This is a genomic window from Frankia alni ACN14a (genome assembly GCF_000058485.1).
In the GTDB taxonomy this organism is placed as follows: Bacteria; Actinomycetota; Actinomycetes; order Frankiales; family Frankiaceae; genus Frankia; species Frankia alni.
Genome location: NC_008278.1, coordinates 635,042 through 658,723 on the forward strand (window position 1 = coordinate 635,042; position 23,682 = coordinate 658,723).

Below are 23,682 nucleotides of genomic sequence, written 5' to 3' on the forward strand. Positions count from 1 at the left end.
TGGATCCTTCTGGCCGACGAACGAGCTGCGGTGCCGTCCCCGTGCCCTGATCATCGTGGCAACCGCCCGTGACCGGTGACCGGTGACCGATAACTGGTGACCGGTCGCGGCTACCGGTCGCGGATCAGGGTGCCGGTCGGGTTGCCGGTGCCGGGGGCGTCGGCGGCGAAGCGGACCGTGCCGTCGGCCTGCAGGAGCAGCGAGATCCGGCCGCCGTGCGAGCACGCGGAGATACCCAGGATCTTCGGGTCCGAGCCCGTGCCAGGGATGTCCTGCAGGCTCAGGCCGCCGGAGATGCTCACGAGCCGCAGATCGGCGGTGCAGCGGATGGGCTGCCCGTCGGCCTGGGTCAGCCCGTCGACGGTGATCTCGGAATGCGCCACGGCCTGACCGGTCAGCCCCGGGTGCACCGTGACGACGGCGTTCTGCGCCAGGCCCGACGGCGTGGTGATCTCGCCGCGCCAGGTGCCGACGTATCCGGCCGGCACCGCCGCGCCCGCGGTCACGGCCGGGCTCGTCGACGGGTTCGCCCCGGCGAGCCGTTCGCCGCCGACCGCCCCCGATCCCGACCCCGACGCCGCGCCCGCGGTTGCGCCGGACGTGGCGCCCGAGCGGGCACCGCCGGCAGTGGCGGTGCCGCCGTCGGAGCCGCCGCCGGAGCCACGATCGACGATCAGCACCACGGCCAGGGCGACCAGAGCCAGACCGACGGCGCCCGCGCCCGCGAGGACCGCGAGGACACGAGACCGTCGTCGCCGCGTCGCCGGCTGCCGGGGCGCGGCCGGCGGCCACAGCGGGTCCTGACCCGGCAGGGGCCCGGGCGCCGAGCCAGTGCCGGGTCGCGGGGTTGCGCCAGGTGGCGGGAGGGCGCCGGGTGGTGGAAAGGCGTCGGGCCGCGGGGTGGCGCCGGGCGGTCGGTATGCGTCGGGTGATGGGGTGGCGCCGGGCGGTCGGTATGCGTCGGGCGGCGGGGTGGTGCCGGGCGGTGGATACCCGCGTGGGTCGGACGGGACGTTCCGGGTGCGGCCGCGATCCGGCCGCGGTCCGTGGCTCGCGTCCGGGCCGGTGATGGCGGCCGGCGGCTCGGGGTGGTTCGGGATGCCAGTCGAGTGCGGGGGACTGGTTCCGGACAGGTCCCGCGGCGGGGGCGGGCGGGTCGGGGCGTCGAGGTCGAGCAGGGCGACGGCGCGGCGGCTCAGGGCGGTGACGAGCGTTGCGGGCAGCCAGCCGGCGGCGATCAGCGTGGCCGCGCCACCGGCCGGCGCCAGCGCGGCCAGCACCGCGGTGGGCGCGGGACGCTCGCCGGGGTCCTTGCGCAGGCAGGCGCCGATCAGGTCGCGCAGGTCGTCCGGCACGGCGGCCAGGTCCGGCTCCCGCGACAGGACGGCGTACATCATCGCCGGCACGGTGGCGGCCTGGAACGGACTCGTGCCGGTCGCGGCGTGCACGAGCACCGCGCCGAGGGCGAAGACGTCGCTGGCCGGCCCGACGTCCCCGGTCCCGATCTGCTCGGGCGCCATGAACGCCGGCGAACCGATCGCCGCCCCGGTATGCGTCAGCGTGGTTGCGTCGACCGCCTGGGAGATGCCGAAGTCGATGACCCGCGGACCGTCCAGGCTCAGCAGCACGTTGGACGGCTTGAGGTCCCGGTGCACGAGGCCCGCGCCGTGCACGGCGATCAGCGCCTCGGCCAGGCCCGCGCCGAGGGCCCGGACGGTGCGGGCGGGCAGCAGGCCGTGGGTGCGGACGGCCTCGTGCAGCGACGGACCGGGCACGAAGGCGGTGACCAGCCAGGGCTGCTCGGCGTCGGGGTCGGCGTCGAGCACCGGGGCTGTCCACGCCCCGCCCACCCGACGGGCCGCGTCGACCTCGCGCCGGAACCGCTGGCGGAACTGCGGGTCGTCGGCGAACTCGGATCGGATCACCTTGATCGCCACGGTGCGCCCGCCCGGGCTGCGACCGAGGTACACCCGGCCCATGCCGCCGGCACCGAGCCGTTGCAGCAGCCGGTAGTCGCCGATCAGCGCAGGATCGTCGGGACGCAGGGGTAACACCGCCGTTGCCCTCCCCGAACCTGGTTCGACCCGCACTGAGGATACGGGCGTGCCCCGTCTCGAATCCGGGCGGGCGGACGAGGCCGGCCGGTGCGGAAATTCCGTTGCCGACCCGGGCCGGACGGTTTAGCCTGGCCCGCAGTCCTGCCGGGCGTCGGTCCGGCGGCGAGCATGGAGGATGCCATGGCTGCCCCGGGCCCCGTCCCGGGTCACCGGTGACCGCCCGGCCATCCTGGCCCCGCGGCGGTCACGCGCAATGCCACGCCGGCCTCGTGCCGTTTCGCGGGAGATCGTCGTCCGCGGAGTCCGGTGGTCCCGCGGAGCCCCGTTGTTCCACGGAGTCCGGTGGTTCCGCGGAACCCGTTCGTTCCGCGGAGCCCAGTCGTCCGCCGGCCGGTTGATCTGCGCGGCTGTCCTTCTCCCGGTGTCCCGCGACAGCAACGTCCTGTCGAGGTACCTCATTCGGGAGCATCCTGCGTTGTCCAGCCACATCTCGTCCGACCACATCTCGTCCTCGTGGTATGCGGACTTCTTCACCGACCTTCCCAACGAGTTCTGGCGGCGCGCCGCCACCCCGGAATGGACCGAGGCCGACGTCGACTTCGTCGAGGCCCGGCTCGGCCTGCCACACGGTTCGCGGATCCTGGACGTCCCGTGCGGCAGCGGCCGGCACAGCCTCGCCCTTGCGGCGCGCGGCCACCGGGTGACCGGGGTCGACCTGTCCACGGAGGCCATCGCCCACGCCCGGCGTGCGGCGCGGGTCGCCGGGCAGGCCGTGGCGTTCGAGCACGGCGACATGCGTGACCTCGGCCGGTTCGGCGTCTTCGACGCCGCGGTCTGCCTGGGCAACAGCTTCGGCTACCTGGACCTGGCCGGCACGCGGGCCTTCACCGCGGCGCTCGGCCGGGCCGTCCGCCCGGGCGGCGGGCTGGTGGTCGACTTCGGCGCGACGGCCGAGTCGATCCTGCCCGGCTTCGCCGGAACGCCGCGCACCATGCGGACCGGCGACATCACCGTGGAGACGACCACCGAGTACGACGTCGCGGCGAGCTGCCTGATCAGCCGCTACCGCTTCAGCCAGGGGGCGCGGCGGCTCGCCGCCACCGCGCTGCACCACGTCTACACCAGCGCCCATCTGGGTGACCTGCTGACGGACGCCGGGTTCACCGACATTCGGCGCTACGCCGGCCCGGACGGCACGCCCTACACCCTGGGCGCCGGCCGCCTCCTGCTCACAGCCCGGCGCGAGACGGGGTGACGCCGATCGTCCCGGTGGTCGCCGCGGTCGGGGCCGTATAGCAGTCGGGGCCGTATAGCGATGGGGAAATGCTGGAGGTTGGTGACGCTCCGACGGGCTTGCCGTGGTCATCAGCCTCCGGTAACTCCCCGCGCTTCGGCGATCTCGTCGCAGCGGGCAGGACGGGCGGCGGCACAAGGCGCGCCGCGAGACCGTTGCAGTAGGTTAAAGATTGCTGAGATACAACTATCCGGGGGTGTGGTCGGGCCCAGGCGCCGCACAGTCGTCGGAGCCGGCCACTCCGCTCGCTGGGAGCTGCTGATGTCCGACCTGACCCGAGGACGGCGCCTACTCGTCCTGGCGATCTGCTGCATGAGCCTGTTCATCGTCGGGCTCGACAACACGATCGTGAACGTCGCCCTGCCGTCGTTGCGCCGTGACCTGCACGCCTCCGCCTCCGGCCTGCAGTGGACGATCGACGCCTACACCCTTGTGCTGGCCAGCCTGCTCATGCTCGGCGGGTCGACGGGCGACCGGCTCGGCCGTCGCCGGGTCTTCCAGACCGGGCTGGTGCTGTTCACCCTCGGGTCGCTGCTGTGCAGCCTCGCGCCGAGCCTGACCTGGCTGATCGTCTTCCGGATGGTGCAGGCGGTCGGCGGGTCGATGCTCAACCCGGTCGCCATGTCCATCATCAGCAACACCTTCACCGACTCGCGGGAACGAGCCCGGGCGATCGGGGTGTGGGGCGCGGTGATCGGCGTCAGCATGGCGCTGGGGCCGGTGCTCGGCGGGACGCTCGTCGAGTCGGTGAGCTGGCGAGCGATCTTCTGGGTGAACGTCCCCGTCGGCGTCGCGGCGCTGGTGCTCGCGGGTCTGTTCGTCCCGGAGTCGCGCGCGGCGCGGGCCCGCCGGTTCGACCCGGTGGGGCAGGCCCTGGTGATCGTCATCCTGGCCTCGCTCACCTACGGGATCATCGAGGCTCCGTCGGCGGGCTGGCTCGCCGCCCGGACGCTGGCGCTGTTCGCGGTGTCGGCGCTGGCGGCGGCCGTGCTCGTCCGCTACGAGGGCCGCCGTGCCCAGCCGTTGCTGGACGTCCGCTTCTTCCGGGCGGCGCCGTTCGCCGGGGCGACCGGCATCGCCGTGTTCGCCTTCGCCGCGCTGGCCGGCTTCCTGTTCCTCAACACGCTGTACCTGCAGGAGGTCCGCGGCTACTCGCCGTTGCTCGCCGGGATCACCACCCTGCCGATGGCCGGGATGACGGTGGTGTCCGCGCCGATCGCCGGGCGGCTCGTGGCCAGCCGCGGGGCCCGCACCCCGCTGCTCATCGCGGGCGTGACGATGACCGCGGGCAGCGTGATGCTGACCGCGCTGGGTGTGAGCACCTCGATACTCTGGCTCGTGTCGGCCTATGTGCTCGTCGGGCTAGGATTCGGCATGGTCAACGCGCCGATCACCAACACGGCCGTGACCGGCATGCCGCAGTCCCAGGCCGGGGTGGCCGCCGGCATCGCCTCGACGAGCCGTCAGGTCGGGCAGTCCCTCGGCGTCGCGGTCATCGGGTCGCTCGCCGCGGCGCACGTCGCCGGCCGCGGCGGGGTCGTCGACCCGACCAGCGCCGTCGGCTGGTGGACCATCGTGCTCTGCGGAGCGGGCGTGCTGCTGCTCGGAGCCGCGAGCACCGGCACCTGGGCGCGCGGCACCGCGCAGCGCACCGCCGCCCGGCTCGCCGCCGATGCCGCCCCCGGGGCCACCGCCGTCGCCTCTGGGATCGCCGCCACCGCCGCCACCGCCGGCAGGGCCACCGCCACGGCCGATGCCGATGCCGATCGGACGCCGGAGGCTCGGGACGCCGCGTCGGCGGGGCGTCTCGAGGACGGCCGGCCGGCCGCGGGCGGCGCGCGCCTCGGGGGCGGCGAGGGGGGCGGGCGGCATCGGCGACCGGTGCGGCCCGTGGCGGCGGGGATGGTCGCGGGTGACGACGACCGTGCCAGTCGCCCCGTCTGGCGACAGAGCGCTTTCCGGCGGCGGTCCAGGGCGGGGCGCGTCGGCGTCGCCGCCCGGTCTCGGTCCCACGGTTCCTCCGGGCAGGATGGTCACGATGAGTTCGCTCCCACGCGCTGACCGGCGCGATTCCACGCCGACCGCCACGGCGGTGGCCGACCCGCCGGAGCCCGTCGGCGTCCCCGGCGGGCAACCCGAGCCGGCTGTACCGGCCGACATGGCCGGGCCGTTTGATGCGCCCCAGCCGGCCCATGCACCCGGACCGGCCGATACGCCTGGGCCGGCCGATGCATCCGGACCGGCCGATACGCCTGGGCCGGCCGATGCATCCGGGCCGGCCGATGCGGCCGGACTCGCCGATGCGGCCGGACTCGCCGATGCAGCCGGACTCGCCGATGCAGCCGGACTCGCCGACGCGGGCGTGCGTTCCGCCGCGCCGGGGCTGTCCGGGCGGGCGGAGAGGTCGGCGCGAGCGGCTCGGGTGTGGCGGCGGATCCGGGCGGTCGTGGTCGATCGCAACGAGCGCCGGCGGGAGGTCTGCGAGGCGCTGGACCTCAGCTTCATCCGGGTCAAGGCGCTCCTGGCGCTACAGGCCGGGCCGCTGACGCTGGGCGAACTCGCCGCCGCCCTGTCGATCGACCGCCCGTACACCACCCTGACCGTGCACGAGCTGGAACGGCGCGGCCTGGCCGAACGCACCGTGCACCCGGACGACCGGCGCTCGAAGCTCGTCGAGCTGACCGCCTCGGGCCGGACGGCGGCCCGACTCGCCGACGACATGCTCAACCGGCCGCCCGCGGCACTCGTCGCGCTCGACGCGGCCGACCTCGCCACGCTCGACCGGATCACCGCCCACCTCGCCGGCGAGGACCCCGCCGCGACGGCCTAGCCCTGGACGAGCAGGTCTGAACCGCGGCGGGGCTGGTTGCAGTGCGCCTTGCACGGTCTGCGCCGACGGACCGTACCCCACGTGCCGCATCTGGCTTCCCGTGCACTGCGTCCGGCCGTTGCCGGCGACCTGCCCGCCAGGCGGGATCGGCTGCCGATCAGGTCAGCGCGCGGAGAAGGACATCGCGCTGATCGGTGGAGAGGCGGCGGGCGAAGCACCGCAGGACGCTGTCGGGATTCTCGCCGCGTCGCAGGAAGTCGAGCATCTGCCCCGCTGCGTGGTCCGCAGCCCGCCGCAGGGGACGGTAGGCGAAGCCCCTTCCGCGCGGCGCCCGCTGGACCATCCCCTTGTTCACCAGCCTCAGCAGGGTCGTCGCGATCGTGCTCTGCGCGAGTCCGGCGCCGAGGCGTTGCTGGACCTGGAAGGGCATCAACGGCTCGTCGGCCGACCACAGCAGGGTCAGGACGGCCCGCTCCAGATCCCCGGCGGCCCTCTTGGGCTGGGGCACGGTGGAGGCGGCGGTCGGGCCGACCGCCCCTGTCGTCGCCAGGTCGACTGCGGCTGCCGGGCCTGCGGTGATTTCCGGGCCTGCGGTCATTGCCTGGCCTGCGGTCAGTGCCTGGCCTGGTGTCGTTGCCGGGCTGGTTGTGGCTGCCGGACCGAGGGTGATCGCCGGGCCGATCGTGGTCGCCGGGCTGATCGTCGTTGCCCGACCGATGCGGCTCATCGAGGGGCGGGCCGCCGGCAGCGGCGGATTCGAGACGGGAAGTGCCGGAAATGATCGTGACATGGTTGCTCCGAGTCCTGGAGACCGGTGCTACGAAACGGATGCCTGTGCGCCGCGACGGGCCGCGGTTTGTCGGGCCGCAAGGCGTGGCGGTCCGCGCCGCACGACCACATGCCGGAGCCACAGCGAGCACGCCGCGTCAGGCGGCCTGGAGATGGCGAGAATTCGCTGGCTCGCGACCGTCGCGGGCACACCGCCGGCCGGCCGAGGGCGGTGCAGCCGGCCCACCGCGCGACGGGCCACCCGTACCGCGCCGCGCGCAGCCTGCCAGAGCAGGCGCTCGCCGAGGGCGAGCCACCCGGCGAGGAGCAGCGCCGCGGCCAGGTGCAGGCCGAGCATCGCCGCACCGCCGGGTACCAGGTCCGCCGGCGACGCGGCCGCGAGCCCCGCGTGGTCTGCCCCGCCGCCGATGCCGGCATGGCCGGCGTGACCAGCGGGGGCGGACAGCCCGAAGGCCACGTGCAGGCATCCCTGGACGGCGAGCACCAGTCCGACCAGCCGGGACATCGACACGCGGCGCTCCGACACGCCCCAGCAGACGCGCAGCACCAGGACGATCCCCACCAGCACGACCGCGACGGCTGGCGCCCGGCCGCAGGCGAGGACGTGCGCGGCCACCGCCAACCCGACGGTCAGCAGTGCTGCCACCGTGGCCCGGGCGATCCGCCCGGTGCGGGTTGCGGCCCATCCGGCCGTCCAGCGTCGCGCGCCGCCCGCGCCGGTGCCGGTGCCGGAGCCGGTCGTGGGGTCCTCGGGCGGTGGGATGGCCGGCGCGGCCCCACCCGTGCCCCGCGGACCGCCCTGACCCATCACGGCATCGAATTCTAGTGGGGGGACAGCGATGATCCGCCGCATTCGGAGCCGCCTCGCTCCCGCCTGATTACGCAGACGGCGTGACGGCCGTTCGTCCGGCCAGTCCGTCGGCCCGACGCTCCGCCCGATGGTGGCTTCCGCGCGGACAGCCGCGCGAACGCGGCGCCCCTGCGCGGCCGGGCGGGCATGGTGCGGGCCGGCCGCACGGAGGCTGTCAGTGGGTGGCCGCCGCCAGGTCGTCCACGCCCAGCTCGGCGAGCAGCGTGGCGCGCAGCCGGTCGAAGGCGGGGTCGGCCCGTCGGCGCGGTGACGCCACCGCCACCGGGACGTCCAGGGAGAACCGGCCCTCGGTGAGCACGACCACCCGGTCGGCGAGCAGGATCGCCTCGTCGACGTCGTGCGTCACGAACAGCACCGCCGGCTGGTGCCGCCGGCACAGGTGTTGGAGCAGGGCGTGCATCCGGATCCGGGTCAGGGCGTCGAGGGCGCCGAACGGTTCGTCGAGCATGAGCAGATCCGGTTCCCGCACGAGCGCCCGCGCCAGCGCCACCCGTTGAGCCTCGCCGCCGGACAGCGTCGCCGGCCAGGACCGCTCCCGACCGGCCAGACCGACCTCCGCGAGCGCCACGCGGCCGCGTTCGGCGACGTCCCGGCCGGCCAGGCCGAGCGTGACGTTCGGCAGGACCCGTTTCCACGGCAGCAGCCGCGCCTCCTGGAAGACGACCGAACGCCGCCGGGCGGCCAGCACCTCGCCCTCCACACCATCGTCGAAGCCGCCCAGGATCCGGATCAGCGTGCTCTTCCCCGACCCGCTGCGGCCGAGCAGGGCGACGAACTCGCCCGGCGTGATCGTCAGATCGAGCCCGTCGAGCACCACCTGTTCGCCGAAGACGCGCCGCAGCCCGCGGACGCGCACCGCGACCCCGCCGCCCGCCCCCGGCGTAGGATCCGCCGCCGCAGCGTGTGCCCGGTGCTGCGGGTCCAGCATGCTCACGTTCCGTCGAAGCCGCGGCGCCATGACAGCAGCATCCTTTCCAGGAGGCGGACCAGGCCGTCGCTGACCAGCCCGAGAATGCCGTAGACGACCAGGCAGAGCACGATGATGTCGGTGCGGTTCCAGGACTGCGCGCTGTTGAGCAGATAGCCGAGGCCGGAGTCGGTGTTGACCTGCTCGGCGAACACCAGCAGCAGCCAGGCGACGCCGAGCGCCCAGCGCAGCCCGACGAGGAAGCCCGGCGCGGCTGCCGGCACGATGACCGAGCGCACCAGCCCGAACCGGCCCAGCCCGAAGGTCTGCCCGGCCTCCACGAGCCGGGCGTCGACGCCGCGGATCGCCGCGTAGGTGTTCATGTAGATGGGGAACGCGACGCCGACGGTAATCAGAAAGATCTTGGCGCTCTCGCCGATCCCGATCCACACGATGATCAGCGGCAGCAGGGCGATGACCGGGATCGTGCGCAGGAAGTTCATCGCCGAGTCGACGACGTCCGAGGCCGTCCGGAAGAAGCCGGCGACGACGGCGAGCGCCAGCCCGATGCCGACGCCGAACAGCACGCCGGCCCCGACCCGGTACAGGGAGGCACCGAGACTGTCGACGAGGTCTCCGTTGCGCCACAGCTCGCGGGCCGCGTCGAGGACGGCCGCGGGCGAGGCCAGCGCGCGATCGCTGACGAGGTCGAGCCCCGTCACGGCCCACCACAGCGCGAACAGCAGCGCCGGGCCGAGGAAGCGGCGCACCTCCGTCGGCACCCGACGCCGCCTGGTGGTGCGGCGCCGCCCGGCGGCGAGGTCCACCAGGACTACCTGGGACCGTCCCGCCGGTGCGGCTGCGGTCGTCGCCGGCTCGGCCGCGAGCGGACCGGGGGACGCGGCACGCTGCCCGGCAACGTCGTGGTGCGAGATGAGTTCGGTCATCGGACTTGCGGCGTGGAGACTGCGCCGTTCACGGCGGGGAGGAGACGCCGTCCCTTGCTGGTCACGGTTTGACCCGCCTTTCAAGAGGATATGAACCCGTCCCGGTACCGGCTCTGTTCGACCGCCGCGCAGGCGGTCGCGCGCAGTCGCACTGCGGCCCACTCAGGTTGCGGGGAACGCCTTCGCGAAGGCCGCTGTCAGCTCGCCGTTGAACGCGGGATCGAGCTCGTCGTCGACGTCGAGGGACTTCGGCAGCTCACCGACGCTGCCCAGCAGCCGGGCCTGCACCCGCTGGCTCGCCACGAAGGCGGGGGAGACCGGCCGGTAGCGGGCCTCGGGCAGCGAGTCGAAGTACTTCCGCGAGGCGACCGGATCCTGCTTGAGCTGGTCGACGTAGTACTTCTGGACCCAGAGGGCGGCGTTGGCCTTGGGCCAGGACCAGGCCCGTGCCAGCCGCAGGACGAAGTCCCGGATCGCGGCGCGTTTCGCCGGGTTCTTCAGCGCCGACTTCGACGCGAGCAGCACCGAGTACTGCGGTAGCGGCCGGGTCTGGATCTCGTAGGAGCCGGGAGCCTGCCTGGCGACGGCGGACCTGTACTGGCGGGTGTAGACGATCGCGTCGACCTTGCCGGAGGCCAGCGTCGAGGTCAGGCTGGTGACGGGCACGTTGACCGGGCTGATGTCGTCCTGGTTCAGGCCGGCGCCGTCGAGCTGGTTGAGCAGGTAGCCGTGCAGCGACGTGCCGAGGGTGAACGCGACCCGCCGGCCGCGCAGATCAGCCGGCGTGCGGATCCCGGAGCCGGCTCTCGCGATGATCGTCTGACTGTTCACCGGGTTCTCTGCGACGGAGATCGCCACGACACCGGCGTTCGCGGCGTTCGCGAACAGCACCGGCGTGTCACCCATGTAGCCGACGTCGAGGCGCCCCGCGCTGAAGGCGGCATTCATGTGCGGCCCGTCGGCGAACGTGCTGTAGGCCAGACCGTACGGGGCGCCCCTGGCCGCGCCGGACAGCGTCAGCGGCAGCTCCAGGGTCTTGCTCTGGTCACCGATCCGCAGCGTCACCCGCTGGTCGCCGGCCGCCGCCCGTGCGCCGTCCCCGCCGCCGCTGCCGCAGGCGGCCAGGATCACCGTGATGAGCACGGCGAGTCCCGCGGTCAGGAGGGAAGGACGCCGCGCCCACGGTCGTCGATGATGCATGGAGATCTCCCTCTCGGTCAGTCAAACCCGGCCGGTCAGTCAAACCCGCTGGTCGGTCAAACCCGGCTGGTCGGTCAAACCCGGCCGGTCGGTCAAACCCGGCTGGTCGGTCAGACCCGGCCGGTGGTCGGCGGCCGTCCGGCGTGCGCCCGAAAGCCGCGAGGGAGATGGCCCTCGCGGCTTTCGGCGGCTTTCTCGGCTCTCGGGGCTGCGGACCGCCGCTCGGGCTCTGTTGGCCCGCCGGTGCGGTCTCGTCAGGTACCGAGGAAAGGCTCGCCGGCGACGAGTTCCGACTCTCGACCGTCCACGCCGACCGGGATGTCGCCCTCGATGGTCACCCGGTACAGCACCCGGTCGAAGTCGAGATGGCCGAGGTCGGACGGCCCCAGATGAGCGGTCGCCCGGTTGTCCCAGAACGCGACGTCGCCCTGGTTCCACTTGAACCGCACGGTGAACTCGGAGCGGGAGATCTGGTCGTAGAAAACGTCGAGGATCTGCCGGCTCTGCTTCGGCGAGAAGCCGATGATCTCGCCGTCCTTCGCGGTGAAGCTCGGGCTGACGAACAACGCCCGCTCGCCGGTCTCGGGGTGCACCCGCACCACCGGGTGGATTGCCACCAGCGGATTGGCGGCCACTCTGCGGCCGTACTCGCTGTCGCTGGGGAAGTTCCCGAAGCTGTGCCGGGCGCGCAGGCCGTCCGCCAGGTTCCGCAGCGGCTCGGGGAGCCCCTCGTAGGCCGCCACCAGGTTCGTCCACGCGGTGTCCCCGCCGTACGGGGGGATGACGTCGCCGCGCAGGATCGACGCGGTGGGTGGGTTCACCAGGGCGGTGACGTCGGTGTGCCAGCCGTTGTCGTAGGTGGCCTTCCGCTTGCCGAAAACCTTCGCGTATCGGCGGCTGTCGATCGGCAGGATCTCCGGGAAGCCGACCGGCGGCGCCTCCTCGTGCGGGTGCGCCGGCGTCAGTCGACCGAACCGACGCCCGAACGCGACCTGCTGGGCGTGGTCGATGTGCTGGTCCCGAAAGAAGACCACTTTCCACTGGTGCAGCGCCGAACGGATCTCCGCCACGGTCGCGTCGTCGAGCTCCTCGCGCAGGTCGATCCCGTGGATCTCGGCCCCCGTGTGGCCGGAGAGCGGGCGGACGTCGATGCCCAGGGCGGTGGGTGTGATGCTGGTCATCCTGCGGTTCCTCCAGGGCGGGAAAAGGAATGGATGAAGCTGGGAACGGGGCATCCGATGTTTTCGCGCGCTGCCGACCCAGGTCTCTGGATGCACGCCTTCAGGGCAGCCGAAATCGGCCGGAATCGCTGACGGTCGAGGGGGCTTCCTCGTTTCAGGGGTGGCCGGCGGAGCAGCCGGGAATGCGGGGGAGGATAGCAGTGGCGGCATCCTCGACGCGAGCCTGCCCGGATATCCGCTCGGTAGGGTGGAGGATATCCGGCGTCAACATCGGCGACAACGCGGGCCGGGAGGCGGAGAAATACCCCCGCCGCTCCGTCCGATGTTGTTCACGGACCAATCTTCGGTGATGAACGATGGGGCCGTCAATATTTTGCGTTCCGCTGAAATTAATTGCCGTGGCGGGTGAGCGGGGTGGCCGGACGGCGAGGAGAAGCCGCCCCCGCGGCCGGCCGCGGCGTCGTCAGGCCGGCCAGCAGACTGTGCGGGCTGCGGTGCACCGCGTCGAGCACCGCCGCGCCCGCGGCGACCGCGAGCACGTCGGGGCCGAAGCTGCTCGGCAGCACCATCCGTTCGGGTTCGGCGCACACCCGGGAGTACGCGGAGATCTCGGCGAACAGGTCGGCCCGCAGGGCTGGCAGGAACAGGGTGGCGGCCTCGGTGAGAACGACGATCTCCGGATCCATCATGTCGACGAGCAGAGCGATCAGCCGTCCTACCACGCGCAGCCGGTCGCGGAAGAGCGCCACGGCGCGACGGTCGCCGCCGAGGGCCGCGGCCAGCAGGTCCTGCAGGTCCGGCCGGGAGATGATCCCCTCGCCCACGGCGTGCCGTAGCAGCGTGCGTTCGGACAGGGTCGCCTGCACGCAGCCGGACCGGCCGCACCGGCAGTGCGCGTCGCTGTCGGCAAGCCGCAGGTGGGCGATGCCGCCGGCGGCCGAGTTGGGGCCGATGTGCACCGAGCCGTCCGTGGCGAACGCGGCGTCGGCGACGTTGCCCACGAACAGGTGCAGCAGGCTGCGCCGGGCACGCGGGTCGCCGAAGAGGATCTCCGCCTGCGCCAGTGCCCGGGCGTGCCCGTCGACGTGCACCGGCAACCCGGTGGCCGCCGCCAGCACGGCGCGCACCGGCACGTCCCGCCAGTCCAGTGGCTCGTGCTCGACCACCAGGCCGAGCTCGGGGTCGACCCGACCGCCGGTGACCACGCCCAGCCCCAGCACCCGGCTTCCGGTGGCGTGCCGAGCGAGGAAGCCGGGCAGGTGCCGGATGATCATCTGGAGGACGGTCATGGCGTCGCCCTCACGCGGCCGCTGCTCCCGGGCGACCACCTGGCCGCGCAGGTCGACCACGCTGAAGGTCACGAACGGGACCGCGATGTGCACGCCGCAGGCGAGATGGCGCCGGGTGTCAACGTCGAGCGGCACATGCGGGCGCCCCACCCGCGGGGACAGCGAGCTCGCCGGGAGCTCGCGCAGCAGGCCCAGCGAAATCAGCCCCGCGGTCTGCCGTGACACCGCCGCCGGGCTGAGCCCCGTGGCCCGCCCGATCGCCGTGCGGGCCACCGGCCCGTGGTCGAGCACCGTCCGCAGGATCGCCGCCGCGGCGCCGGAGCCGATGCCACCGCCGGTCGACCCACCGCCGGTCGACCCACCGCCGGTCGACCCACCGCCGGTCGACCCACCGCCGGTCGACCCACCGCGGGTCGGACCGGCCCCCGCCGGACCGCTGCTGGTCGAAGCGGCCTCTGCCGGGCCGGCTGACGGCGCCGTGCCTGCTCCGGGGGCGCCCCCGCGGCCGGAGGGACGGGCACGCGGGGCACGGGTGGTCGGCGGCTCGCCGCGCAGACCCACCTCGTTGCGGACGGACACGCTGCGCTGGACGGACACGGGGAACCTCCTCGCGTCACAGCCGGGCCACGTGCGGCTGTTCCGCGGCGCGGGCGTGAGGCGTGCCGAGGCGCGCACCGTGGCAGCGTCTCGGGTGGATGACCGGGGCGGGGTCCCACCGGCGACCCGCGGCTGCCACGCCCGGACGCGTTGTGACCGCGGCGCGTGACGGTGACCGTGGTCGCCGACCACGGCCGGCGGGTCGGCGGGGTGGGAGGGGAGTCGTAGCGGACCTTGGGCCCCGTGGCGGTAGCCGGACTGGTAGGAGCGCCGCGACAAGCGCGGCGATCGGCGACGCTTGCTCCGGCCAGGCTGCCTCAACGGCAGGAGCCGACCCGCCGTCCCGACTGTTCCGGCTCACGCGGCCGACCGCGGCGCGCGGCTGGGCCCTGAGACTCGGGAGGATCAGCGGCGAGGTCTACAGAGCGCGCTCGCGACGCGATGGAAGTCGATGTGGGCACGGCATACCAGGAGAAGGCGCCGGCTCATGCATCCGACGGTAGATAGTGCACAACATGTTGTCAACCAAGACAATTGAGAAGCTAGAGATTGAGAAGCTAGAAGAGGATGGTTTGGTCCGGTGGTCGGCCGGGTGGCGTCAGCCGGTGTTGCGAAGGCCGGCGGCGATGCCGTTGATCGTCAGCAGCAGCGCCCGGCGCAGCAGGGGATCGGCGCCCTCCCCGGCGGCGCGGGCGCGGGCGAGCAGGGAGACCTGCAGGGCGTGCAGCGGGGCGAGGTAGGCGTCGCGGACCTCGAGGGTGTGGCGCAGCGTCGGGGCGTTCTCCAGCAGCTCGGCCTGGCCGGTGACCGTGAGGACCTCGGCGACCGTGCGGGCGTGCTCGGCGCGGATGGTCTCGAAGATCGTGCCGCCGTCGTCGCCGACGAGGGTCGAGACGTACCGCTGGGCGATCGTGAGGTCGGACTTGGCGAGGGTCATCTGCACGTTGCCGAGGAAGGTCCGGAAGAAGTGCCACGACCGGTACATCTCGGCAAGGGTGTCGCCGGCCCCCGCGGCCCGGGCCGCGGCCAGGCCGGTGCCCACACCGAACCAGCCGGGCAGGATGATCCGTGACTGCGTCCAGCCGAACACCCAGGGGATCGCGCGCAGGTCGGCGAGCCCCCCGGTTCCGCCGGGCCGTCGCGACGGCCGGGAGCCGATGTTGAGGTTGCCGAGCTCCTCCACCGGGGTGGCGGCGAGGAAGAACGGCACGAGCGCCGGATCGCCCACGAACGCCTGGTAGGTGACCCGGGCCGAGTCCGCGACCGCCTGCATGGTCTCGTTCCACCCGGCGAGCACGGTCGGGCTCAACCGCGAGGATCGGTGCAGGATCGACGCCTCGACCACGGCCGCGAGGGTGATCTCCAGGTTGTGCCGGGCGAGCTGGGGCAGCGTGTACTTGTCCGAGATCACCTCGCCCTGCTCGGTGACCTTGATCGAGCCGTCCAGCGTGCCGAACGGCTGTGCCATGATCGCCTCGCCGCTCGGGCCGCCCCCGCGGCCGACGGAGCCGCCGCGGCCGTGGAACAGCCGCAGCACGACGCCGTGGCGGCGGGCGACGTCGCGCAGTTCCCGCTGTGCCTTGTGGATCTCCCACTGGGACGCGGTGATCCCCGCGTCCTTCGACGAGTCGGAGTAGCCGAGCATGACCTCCTGCACGTCGGCGCGGGCGCGCACCAGCGAGCGGTAGGAGGGGTCGGACAGCATGCCGTCGAGCAGCGAGCCGGCCGCCCGCAGCTCGGCCACCGTCTCGAACAGCGGGACGAACCCGATGCGGGCCCAGGCGGGGCGGTCGGCGAAGCCGAGACCGACCAGGCCGGCCTCCCGAGCGAGCACGACCACGGCCAGGATGTCGTCGACGTCGCGGGTCATCGAGACGATGTAGCTCTCGATGACGTCGCCGCCGAAGCGGTCCAGCGCCTCCCGCACGGTGCGCATCAGCTCCAACGTGCCCAGCACCGCCGGGGGCAGCGGCGGCGGCACGGCGCCGAGCAGCGGCCGGCGCCGGGCGAGCTCCGCGGACAGCAGCGTGCGCCGCGCGGGCCGGTCGAGCTGGGCGTAGGGCACGTCGAGCTCCCCGACCTGGTCGTACACCGCCGCCAGGGCCGCATGGTGCTTGTCGGCATGCTCGCGGATGTCGAGGGTGGCCAGCGACAGCCCCATCGCGCGCGCGGTGCGGATGACGCGCAGCAGCGGGCCGTCCGCGACGAGGGATCCGTCGCCGGCGTTGAGCGAGGCGCGCATCACCTCCAGGTCGTCGAGAATTTCGGCGACGCCGCCGTAGTCACGCCCGGGCACGTGCGGCGCACCGGCGGCCAGCCGTTCCCGGGTGCCGGCGAGCCTCGCCAGGATGTAGCTGCACTTGAGCCGGTAGGGCTCCTCCGCGTTGAGCCGGATGTAGCGGTCGTGGACCTCGGGCAGCGCCTCGCGGTCCGCGGCCAGCGAGGACAGCAGCTCGTCGCCGACCCCCACCACCCGGGTGGACGCCGTCAGCTCCTGGATGAGCCGTTCGACCGAGGCGGTCAGCAACCGGATGCCGAACTCGTGCTGGAGGGTGAGCACCTCCAGGGTGACCGCCGGAGTCACGTTCGGGTTGCCGTCGCGGTCGCCGCCCGCCCAGGAGCCGAACCGCACCGGGTGCGCCCCGGCCGGCAGCGTGAGCCCCACCCGGGCGAGCGCCAGGTCGAGCTCCTCCAGCAGGTCGGGCAGCACCTCGGTGGCGATCAGTTCCAGGTAGTAGGCCGCCGAGCGGGCCTCGTCGGCGGGCTTCGGCCGCTCCACCCGCAGCTCGTCGGTCTGCCACAGGACGTCGACCATCTCGGCGAGGCGCCGCTGCGTGCGGTCCCGGTCGGCGGCCGGGACCGCGCCGTCCGGGCTGTCGGCGTCGAGCAGGTCGGCGATGCGGCGCAGCGTGTCGAGCACCGAGCGGCGGCTGGCCTCGGTCGGGTGGGCGGTGAAGACCGGGCGCAGCTCCAGGCGCCGGGCGATCGACTCGGCCAGCGACCGGTCGAGGGTGCCGGCGTCGAGCGCGGCGGCCATCCGGTCGAAGGTCTCCGTCAGCGGGCCCTTCGCCCGATCGGACAGTTCCCGGGACCGGTGCAGCTGCTCGGTGATGTTGGCGAGCTGGAAGTAGGCGGTGAAGGCACGGGCGAGCACGATGGCCGTCCGGTCGTCCACGGTGGCGAGCAGCCGGCCGAGTTCGGCGCCGTTGTCGGGCCGGCGGGCCAGCGCGCGGACCTGTTCGACGAGCGCGAGCGTCGCCGCGCCCTCGTGCCGGGTCAGGGCCTGGCCGAGCAGATCCCCGAGCCGGCGGACCCCCGCCCGCACGGCCGCATGGCGGGCGTCGGAGGAGACTCCGCCGGCGAAGGCGCCGGGATCCGGGGCCAGCTCGTCCAGGGTCGTACTCGCGCTCCGCTCGGTCGTCACGCCGCCTCCGGTGGTTCGCCTGGGTTCGCCTGGGTCTGCCGTACGCCTGGGTCTGCCTGGTTCTGCCTTGGCCCGTATGGGTCTGCCTGGGTTCGCCGAGATGCCGGACACGGCGACCGCAATGTCGCCGGGGGCCGGCGAGGACCGTCCTGCGCCGACGCGGCCTAGTCTGCCGACTCGCCCGCGCCTTGCCTATGGGCGAGATGGCGGGAGAGAGATAAATCGTCTCTCGGGTGCTCCGCCGGCCCTTGCCGAGCCGGCGCCTGCGGTCATGGACCGCCGGTGACCTGCGCGATCAGCCGATGAGGACGATCATCGGGGGGGCTGCGAGGACGGCTGCGGCGGCCAGGTAGGCCCCGGCGGGCAGCCACCAACGGACCCCCGGCGGATCGAGCAGCCGGGCGATGCGGGAGATGACGGGATTGACCGTCCCGAGCCGCAGGCCGGGTGCGTCCGGCGCGACCGCTGCGGCGGAACCCGCTCCCGGCGCGCTTCTCGGGCCGCCGGCCGAGCCGGCTCCGAAGCGGGTCGCCGCCCGGGCCGCCGTGGCCGGCAGGGGATCCTCGGCACCGAGGGCGGGCAGCACGGCGGCCGGGTGCCCGGTAATGCTGAGCGCCCCCGCGGGGACCGGGGCCCGGGCCACGCCGAGTCGGGCCAGCGCCCGGGCGAGCGAGCGCCGGTTGGTCTCACGGGCGGCGGCGTCGTCGGCGAGCATCTCGACCAGTAAGGACACGGCCGCCGTCGCCTCCCGGGCCGGCCGGAGGAAGGGGAAGGTGCGCTCCCAGGCGACGAACGGCTGGATGACCAGATCGTGCCGTCCGGCGACGTGCGCCGCCTCGTGGGCGAGGACCGCGTCCAGCTCGGCGGCGTCGAGGGTGTTCAGCAGACCCCTGGAGACCACCACGCGGGCGTGGCGGACCCCCGGGACGCAGTAGGCGACCGCGATCGGATGGTCGAGGATCCGCAGCAGGATGCCGGCCCGGTCACGGTGTTCGCACAGGCAGCAGGTGGTGGAATCGGCGCCGCTCCCGCTCCCGTCGCCGCCTGCGCCCGGGCCGTCGCCGGGGTTGGTGGCGTCGCCGCGGTCGGCATCGCCGCCGCCGGCGCCGCCGGCAGTGGCAGTGGCAGTGGTGGGCGGATGAAGGTGCGTGTGGTCGGCCGACTCCCACGCGCCGTGCCCGCGGTGGCGGCGGCCGGCGAGGTCGACCAGGTGCCGATGCCGGTGCCGCTCACGCAGGGTCGCCGCGGTGGAGGCGCAGAGCACTCCGAACAACCGGCAGGCCAGGGCCGTCGCCGTGGCAAGCCCGACGAGGTTGACCCAGCGCAGGCCGGTGAGGGGGGATCCGGCCGCGATGTTGCCGAGATGATCCGTGATCGCGGTCGGCGTGCTCCCGGACAGCGGGGAGACGGTGAACGCGATCGCGGCCAGCAGCGCCGAGACCCCGCCGGCCAGCCCGATTGCCTGCCACAGCACGATCGCCGCCCGCGGGCAGCGGTGCGGCCAGCGCGCGGCGGCCAGCAGGCGTGGTACCGGCCAGGCCAGCACGCCCGCGAACAGGGCGAGGAGGGCCGCGGTCGTCATCTCACCGGCAACGCTACCGCCCGTCCGGTGGAATCTGCACCGTTCGATCCGAGTCGGTGGTCACCGCGGCCGGTCCGTCCGGCCCGCCGGGGGCCGCCCCGGGCGGGGGTGGGACTGCGGGATCCGGGACCTCGGCAGCCGGCTCGCCCCCGAGGGGCTCCAACGCCCGGCGGAGGATCTCCGCCTCCTCGGCGGAGACCGATCCGACGAAGCGGACCAGCGCCGATCCGCGGTCGTCCGCGGTGCCCAGCGCCTCCATCATCGCCTCGGCGACGACGGCCTCCCGGCTGTCGGACGCGGCGTAACGGTGGGCCCGCGCGGCCCGCTGCCGACGGACGAAACCCTTGCGTTCCAGTCGTTCAAGCACGGTCAGCACGGTGGTGTACGCGAGATCGCGCTCATGGTCGAGGCGGGCCGCGACCTCGCGGGCCGTGAGCCAGCCTTCGCTCGACCACAACACGTCCATGACCGACCGTTCGAGGTCACCCAGGCGCGCCATAGGTCTATCCTACGTCGCGTAGAAGTTCAGGGCGGCGGAACGGTCTCGTTCGCGTCACCTCCTACGTCACACAGTCGCGCGACCTGGGTGTTCGCCCCGCGAGGGCAGGCGCGGGCGGCCTCGCGCCGTCGGCGGCCCGCCCGGGCTGGCGCCGCGGACGTCACAACCCGCCCGTGGCCCGAAGGTCGAACCGCCGGCCTGGCCGCCGGGCCGGCCGCCCGGTCGGCTGCCGCCGGCGTCGCTCCCGCGGCGTCGGGACCTTCTCCCCGGCCCGATTCGGCGGGGCGCCGGCACATTCCGCCCACGCGGCTGCCGGGCCGGGTGCACCCCGGGGACCGTCCCGGCCCGTCGGCGTCCGGCCGGCCCGACCGCGGCGTCGGCAAATGCATTCGCCGCCGTTCCCGGGGGCCTTGTGGCGGGTTACCCGCTTGGCGGCGTCGATGTGTTATCCGAAAGTTATTTTTTCGGCCGAGCCGACCGGCCCGCTCCGGGGGTGAACTTGTTCCGGCCCGCCATGGCCGGTTGCGGGGAATGCGCGGGACGGGCCCTTTGGTGCCGCGGTGAACGCGGCAAATGCCAAGGTCCGCGGCTGCCGGGCACGTCACACGGTGTTTGCGGGGGGGGAAGCGGCCGGAAGACGGCGTATGCAGGTGAAGGGGACGCGCGATGCACCGCCCCGCCGGCCGGCGTCGCGCATGTCGTGGACCTCACGGAGGCCCGACCGCCGACCGGATCACCCCGCTACGTACCTTAGGACCTTCTACTTTGGGTAGAAGGTCGACTGAATCCCGGTCGATTTCTTCCCGCGGTCCTTCGAAGGAGCCGTGCGCATGGTTCTCGCCGCCGACGCCGTCGACCTCGCTCGTGCCCAGACGGCGTTCTCCCTCGCGTTCCACATCTGCTTCGCCGTGTTCGGTGTCGGTTTGCCATGGCTGCTGATCTACACCGAGCGACGTTGGCTCAAGACCGGCGATCCGGTCTGGCTGGCGCTGACGAAGAAGTGGTCGCGTGCCTTCGCCGTTCTCTTCGCGGTGGGGGCCGTCTCGGGAACAGTGTTGTCGTTCGAGTTCGGGCTGCTCTGGCCCGCGTTCATGTCCAAATACGGGGGCGCCCTCGGGCTGTCGTTCACCATGGAGGGCTTTGCGTTCTTCACCGAGGCGATCTTCGTCGGCATGTACCTGTACGGCTGGAAGCGCCTCTCGCCGCGGGCCCACTGGCTGACGCTGTGGCCGATCGCGATCTCCGGCACCCTGTCGACGCTGTTCATCATCACGGTCAACGCCTGGATGAACGTGCCGCGCGGGATCGTGGAGCAGAACGGCAAGCTCCTCGAGGCCAAGCCGTACGCCCCGTTCATCAGCCCCGGTACTCCGCCGCAGCTCGTCCACATGCTGCTCGCGGCGCTGATGTGTGCGGGCGGCGTGGTCGCCGCCATCTACGCGGTGGGCATGCTGCGCGGCCGGCGCGACACCTACCACCAGCGCGGCCTGAAGATCGGGCTCGCGGTCGTGCTGGCCTGCGCGCCCCTGCAGCTCATCGTCGGGGACTGGGCGGCCCGCGTCGCCGGCGCCAACCAGCCGTTCAAGCTCGCGGCGATGGAGGGTCTGTACCACACCGGGTCGCATGCCCCCTTCGCCCTCGGCGGGATCTACGACAACAAGACCGGCGAGATCCGCTACGGCCTGGAGATCCCCGGCGGCCTGTCCCTGCTCGAGGGCTTCAGCACCGGTCACGTGATCAAGGGCCTGGACGGTGCGCCGCCGGACGAGCGACCGAACGGCACGCTCGTGCACGGTGCGTTCACCACGATGGTCGGGGCGGGTTCCGCCCTGATCGGCCTGTCGTTGATCACGGGGTTCGTCGTCCTGCGGCGGCGCCGTCGCGGGGAGCGCCCGCTGCTACCCACCAGCAGGCCGTGGCTGATCGCCGCGGCGTGCACCGGGCCGGCGGCGATGCTGGCGATGCTCACCGGCTGGGAGGTCACCGAGGGCGGCCGCCAGCCGTGGATCGTCGGCGACCACATGCGGGTCGTCGAGGGCGTCACCGGCGGCGACGCGGTCGCGCCGATGTTCGCGGGCACCCTGGTGCTGTACCTCGGGCTCGCCGGCGCCCTGCTGCTCATCCTGCGGAAGATGGCCACCGGCGGCCCCAGCGGCGAGCAGCTTCGTCCCGGCCAGCCCGCCGGCCCCTCGGCCCCCACCGCCCCCCGGCCGCGCGACGGCGGGTCCGGGTCCGGCAGCGGCGGCTCGGGCCCGGCCGGCTCCGGACCGGAGCAGGGCAGCGGCGGCGACGAGTCCGGCTCGAAGGAGTCCGTCCCCGCCGCGCGGTACATCCCTGCGGCCAGGGGAGTGCCGGCTGCCACAGGGGCGCCGGCCGCTTCAGGAGTGCCGGCTGCCACAGGAGTACCGGCCGCCAGGTCCCTCCCTGCCGCCAGGTCCCTCCCTGCCGCCGAGTCCTTCCCTGCCGCCGAGTCCGTCCCCGCGGTCCGGTACGTCCCGGCCGCCAGGTCCTTCCCCGCGGCGGAGTCCGTGCCCGCGGTCCGGTACGTTCCGGCCGCCACGTTCGCCCCCGCCGCCCGGCATGTGCCGGCCGCCGCGTATGACCCGGCCGCCGAGCCGGTCGCCTGGTACACGACCCGGACGGATCTGCTCTCCGAGCGCGACCAGACGGGCCTGCCGGTGGCGGTGCTCCTCCCCGGCCGCCTCCCCGTGACCCCCGCCGGCGCACCCGCTCCCGCCGGCGGCAGCATGGTCACCGGGATCGGCAACCCGTCCGAGGGATCCGACCCCGCCAAGGGGCCGGATCCCTCCAGGGGGACCGAGCCGTCCACCGGGTCCGAACCGCCGACCGAAACCGAGCCGGCCACCGAGGCCGATCCGCTGGCAGGCGCCGACCCCGGCATGGACCCGAGCCGCAACCCGGCACCGACGATCAGCCCGCGGCCGGACGGCGCCGAGCCGTCCGCGACGCCCACGACGCCGGCTCCCACGTCGCCCACCATCCCGCGGCCCCGGCCCGAGCCGCACCCCACCGGATCCTTCGGGGGCGGACGGCCCGCGGCGTCGAACCGGCGTGGCGCGCCCGGCTGGCACGGCCTGCTGGGCCGGCGCTCCGCCGGGGGCCGACACGCCACCACCCGCCGTCCCGACACCGGCACGCGCACCGCCGGCCGCACCGACCGGGGAGAGACCCGATGACCTCCGCCGACCTGCTCCTCGTCGTCATGGTGATCGGCCTGACCGCCTACGCGCTGCTCGGCGGCGCGGACTTCGGCGGCGGCGTGTGGGACCTGCTCGCCCGAGGACGGGACGCGCGGGCCCAGCGCAAGCTGATCTCGAACGCGATCGGGCCGGTGTGGGAGGCCAACCACGTCTGGCTCGTGTTCATCGTCGTCGCCCTGTTCAGCGGGTTCCCGCCCGCCTACGGGGTGGTCGGCTCCTCGCTGGAGGTGCCGCTGTCGGCCGCGCTGATCGGCATCGTGCTGCGCGGCGCGGCCTACGTCTACCGCGCCTACGGCGCCGGCGCGGCGGGGCCCGACCACTGGTGGGGGCACGTCTTCGCGGTGTCGTCCACGATCACCCCGTTCGCGCTCGGGGTGGCCGGGGCGGCGCTGGCCACCGGGGACATGTCGGCCGACGACCCGTTCGCGCCGGTCCGCAGCTCGTTCGGCCTCGTCTGCGGGCTGTTCGCGGTCGCCGCGACGGCCTTCCTCGCCGCCGTGTACCTGTGCAAGGACGCGGCGGCCTCGCCGGCCACCGAGCACCTGGTGGCCGACTTCCGCCGCCGCGCCGTCGGCGGGGCCGTGGTCTGCGGCATCCTCGCGCTGGTCCTGCTGCCGCTGTTCTGGGACCAGGCCCCCGTGGTCGCGCACCGGTTCCGTGATCGTTCGATGCTGCTGGTGGTGCTCTCCGCGGTCGGTGGGATCGGCTCCCTGGTCGCGCTGGCGCGCAACCAGTTCGTCGCCGCCCGGCTGGCGGCGGGTCTCGCGGTCGCCGCGATGCTCTGGGGCTGGGCGGTCGCCCAGTACCCCGACCTGATCGTGGGGCAGGTGACGGTCGACGACGCCGCGGCGCCGGCGACCAACATCCACGCGATGCTCTACACCGTCGGCGGCGGCCTCCTGCTGATCACGCCGCCGCTGGTCGTGCTGTACCGGCTGTTCACCCGGCCCGAGCCGGTGGACTGACCGGCCGACCCGATCCGCGGCCCTGGATC

The 23,682-nt window shown here is 73.8% G+C and carries 16 protein-coding genes; 5 read left to right on the forward strand and 11 right to left on the reverse strand.

Features of this window, described 5'->3' with window-relative positions:
- Nucleotides 1-110 precede the first annotated feature (110 nt).
- The gene (locus FRAAL_RS02510; protein WP_041938725.1) at nucleotides 111-2,054 is read right to left on the reverse strand and encodes a serine/threonine-protein kinase; all 1,944 of its coding nucleotides are present in this window, start codon (nucleotides 2,052-2,054) and stop codon (nucleotides 111-113) included.
- 424 nt (nucleotides 2,055-2,478) lie between these two features.
- On the opposite strand from FRAAL_RS02510, the gene FRAAL_RS02515 reads away from it, so the two are divergent.
- The 3 genes from FRAAL_RS02515 (at nucleotide 2,479) to FRAAL_RS02525 (ending at nucleotide 6,181) form a co-directional block, all read left to right on the forward strand.
- Entirely contained in the window at nucleotides 2,479-3,312 is an 834-nt protein-coding gene (locus FRAAL_RS02515; protein WP_157891965.1) for an SAM-dependent methyltransferase, read from the forward strand.
- A gap of 300 nt (nucleotides 3,313-3,612) precedes the next feature.
- Complete coding sequence (locus FRAAL_RS02520; protein ID WP_011601832.1) at nucleotides 3,613-5,412, forward strand: MFS transporter; 1,800 nt, start codon at nucleotides 3,613-3,615, stop codon at nucleotides 5,410-5,412.
- A gap of 385 nt (nucleotides 5,413-5,797) precedes the next feature.
- Nucleotides 5,798-6,181 carry a MarR family transcriptional regulator gene (locus FRAAL_RS02525; protein ID WP_011601833.1) on the forward strand — a complete coding sequence of 128 codons (384 nt, stop codon included), beginning with the start codon at nucleotides 5,798-5,800 and terminating at the stop codon, nucleotides 6,179-6,181.
- A gap of 157 nt (nucleotides 6,182-6,338) precedes the next feature.
- Here FRAAL_RS02525 and FRAAL_RS02530 read toward each other — a convergent pair whose 3' ends face one another.
- The 10 genes from FRAAL_RS02530 to FRAAL_RS02575 form a co-directional block, all read right to left on the reverse strand.
- Nucleotides 6,339-6,971, reverse strand: a complete 633-nt coding sequence (locus FRAAL_RS02530) for a BlaI/MecI/CopY family transcriptional regulator (protein WP_231861468.1) — start codon at nucleotides 6,969-6,971, stop codon at nucleotides 6,339-6,341.
- 27 nt (nucleotides 6,972-6,998) lie between these two features.
- A complete protein-coding gene (locus FRAAL_RS02535) occupies nucleotides 6,999-7,781 on the reverse strand; it encodes a hypothetical protein (protein WP_231861469.1) in 783 nt (260 codons plus the stop codon).
- Nucleotides 7,782-7,995: 214 nt separating this feature from the next.
- On the reverse strand, nucleotides 7,996-8,799 hold the full coding sequence (locus FRAAL_RS02540) for an ABC transporter ATP-binding protein (protein WP_041938728.1): 804 nt from the start codon (nucleotides 8,797-8,799) through the stop codon (nucleotides 7,996-7,998).
- Complete coding sequence (locus tag FRAAL_RS02545; RefSeq protein WP_157891966.1) at nucleotides 8,772-9,695, reverse strand: ABC transporter permease; 924 nt, start codon at nucleotides 9,693-9,695, stop codon at nucleotides 8,772-8,774. Before FRAAL_RS02545 ends, FRAAL_RS02540 begins: the two co-directional genes overlap by 28 nt.
- 162 nt (nucleotides 9,696-9,857) lie before the next feature.
- On the reverse strand, nucleotides 9,858-10,895 hold the full coding sequence (locus FRAAL_RS02550) for a PhnD/SsuA/transferrin family substrate-binding protein (protein ID WP_041938729.1): 1,038 nt from the start codon (nucleotides 10,893-10,895) through the stop codon (nucleotides 9,858-9,860).
- A gap of 254 nt (nucleotides 10,896-11,149) precedes the next feature.
- Entirely contained in the window at nucleotides 11,150-12,076 is a 927-nt protein-coding gene (locus FRAAL_RS02555; RefSeq protein WP_011601840.1) for a TauD/TfdA dioxygenase family protein, read from the reverse strand.
- Between the two features lie 389 nt (nucleotides 12,077-12,465).
- A complete protein-coding gene (locus FRAAL_RS02560; protein WP_231861471.1) occupies nucleotides 12,466-13,962 on the reverse strand; it encodes an ROK family transcriptional regulator in 1,497 nt (498 codons plus the stop codon).
- Nucleotides 13,963-14,560: 598 nt separating this feature from the next.
- Complete coding sequence (ppc, locus tag FRAAL_RS02565) at nucleotides 14,561-17,386, reverse strand: phosphoenolpyruvate carboxylase (protein WP_197537238.1); 2,826 nt, start codon at nucleotides 17,384-17,386, stop codon at nucleotides 14,561-14,563.
- A gap of 295 nt (nucleotides 17,387-17,681) precedes the next feature.
- Entirely contained in the window at nucleotides 17,682-18,968 is a 1,287-nt protein-coding gene (locus tag FRAAL_RS02570) for a M56 family metallopeptidase (protein WP_011601845.1), read from the reverse strand.
- Nucleotides 18,969-18,981: 13 nt separating this feature from the next.
- The gene (locus FRAAL_RS02575; RefSeq protein ID WP_041938730.1) at nucleotides 18,982-19,467 is read right to left on the reverse strand and encodes a BlaI/MecI/CopY family transcriptional regulator; all 486 of its coding nucleotides are present in this window, start codon (nucleotides 19,465-19,467) and stop codon (nucleotides 18,982-18,984) included.
- Nucleotides 19,468-20,297: 830 nt separating this feature from the next.
- On the opposite strand from FRAAL_RS02575, the gene FRAAL_RS34495 reads away from it, so the two are divergent.
- Nucleotides 20,298-22,664, forward strand: coding sequence for a cytochrome ubiquinol oxidase subunit I (locus tag FRAAL_RS34495; protein WP_041938731.1), 2,367 nt, complete (start codon nucleotides 20,298-20,300; stop codon nucleotides 22,662-22,664).
- The gene (locus tag FRAAL_RS02585) at nucleotides 22,661-23,653 is read left to right on the forward strand and encodes a cytochrome d ubiquinol oxidase subunit II (protein ID WP_011601849.1); all 993 of its coding nucleotides are present in this window, start codon (nucleotides 22,661-22,663) and stop codon (nucleotides 23,651-23,653) included. Before FRAAL_RS34495 ends, FRAAL_RS02585 begins: the two co-directional genes overlap by 4 nt.
- Nucleotides 23,654-23,682 lie beyond the last annotated feature (29 nt).

What these genes read in the sequence shown, in the direction of transcription:
- FRAAL_RS02520 (WP_011601832.1), top strand. Translation starts at nt 3,613, where the DNA reads ATGTCCGACCTGACCCGAGGACGGCGCCTACTCGTCCTGGCGATCTGC.
- FRAAL_RS02530 (WP_231861468.1), bottom strand. Translation starts at nt 6,971, where the DNA reads ATGTCACGATCATTTCCGGCACTTCCCGTCTCGAATCCGCCGCTGCCG.
- FRAAL_RS02540 (WP_041938728.1), bottom strand. Translation starts at nt 8,799, where the DNA reads ATGGCGCCGCGGCTTCGACGGAACGTGAGCATGCTGGACCCGCAGCAC.
- FRAAL_RS02545 (WP_157891966.1), bottom strand. Translation starts at nt 9,695, where the DNA reads ATGACCGAACTCATCTCGCACCACGACGTTGCCGGGCAGCGTGCCGCG.
- FRAAL_RS02550 (WP_041938729.1), bottom strand. Translation starts at nt 10,895, where the DNA reads ATGCATCATCGACGACCGTGGGCGCGGCGTCCTTCCCTCCTGACCGCG.
- FRAAL_RS02555 (WP_011601840.1), bottom strand. Translation starts at nt 12,076, where the DNA reads ATGACCAGCATCACACCCACCGCCCTGGGCATCGACGTCCGCCCGCTC.
- FRAAL_RS02570 (WP_011601845.1), bottom strand. Translation starts at nt 18,968, where the DNA reads ATGACGACCGCGGCCCTCCTCGCCCTGTTCGCGGGCGTGCTGGCCTGG.
- FRAAL_RS02575 (WP_041938730.1), bottom strand. Translation starts at nt 19,467, where the DNA reads ATGGCGCGCCTGGGTGACCTCGAACGGTCGGTCATGGACGTGTTGTGG.
- FRAAL_RS34495 (WP_041938731.1), top strand. Translation starts at nt 20,298, where the DNA reads ATGGTTCTCGCCGCCGACGCCGTCGACCTCGCTCGTGCCCAGACGGCG.
- FRAAL_RS02585 (WP_011601849.1), top strand. Translation starts at nt 22,661, where the DNA reads ATGACCTCCGCCGACCTGCTCCTCGTCGTCATGGTGATCGGCCTGACC.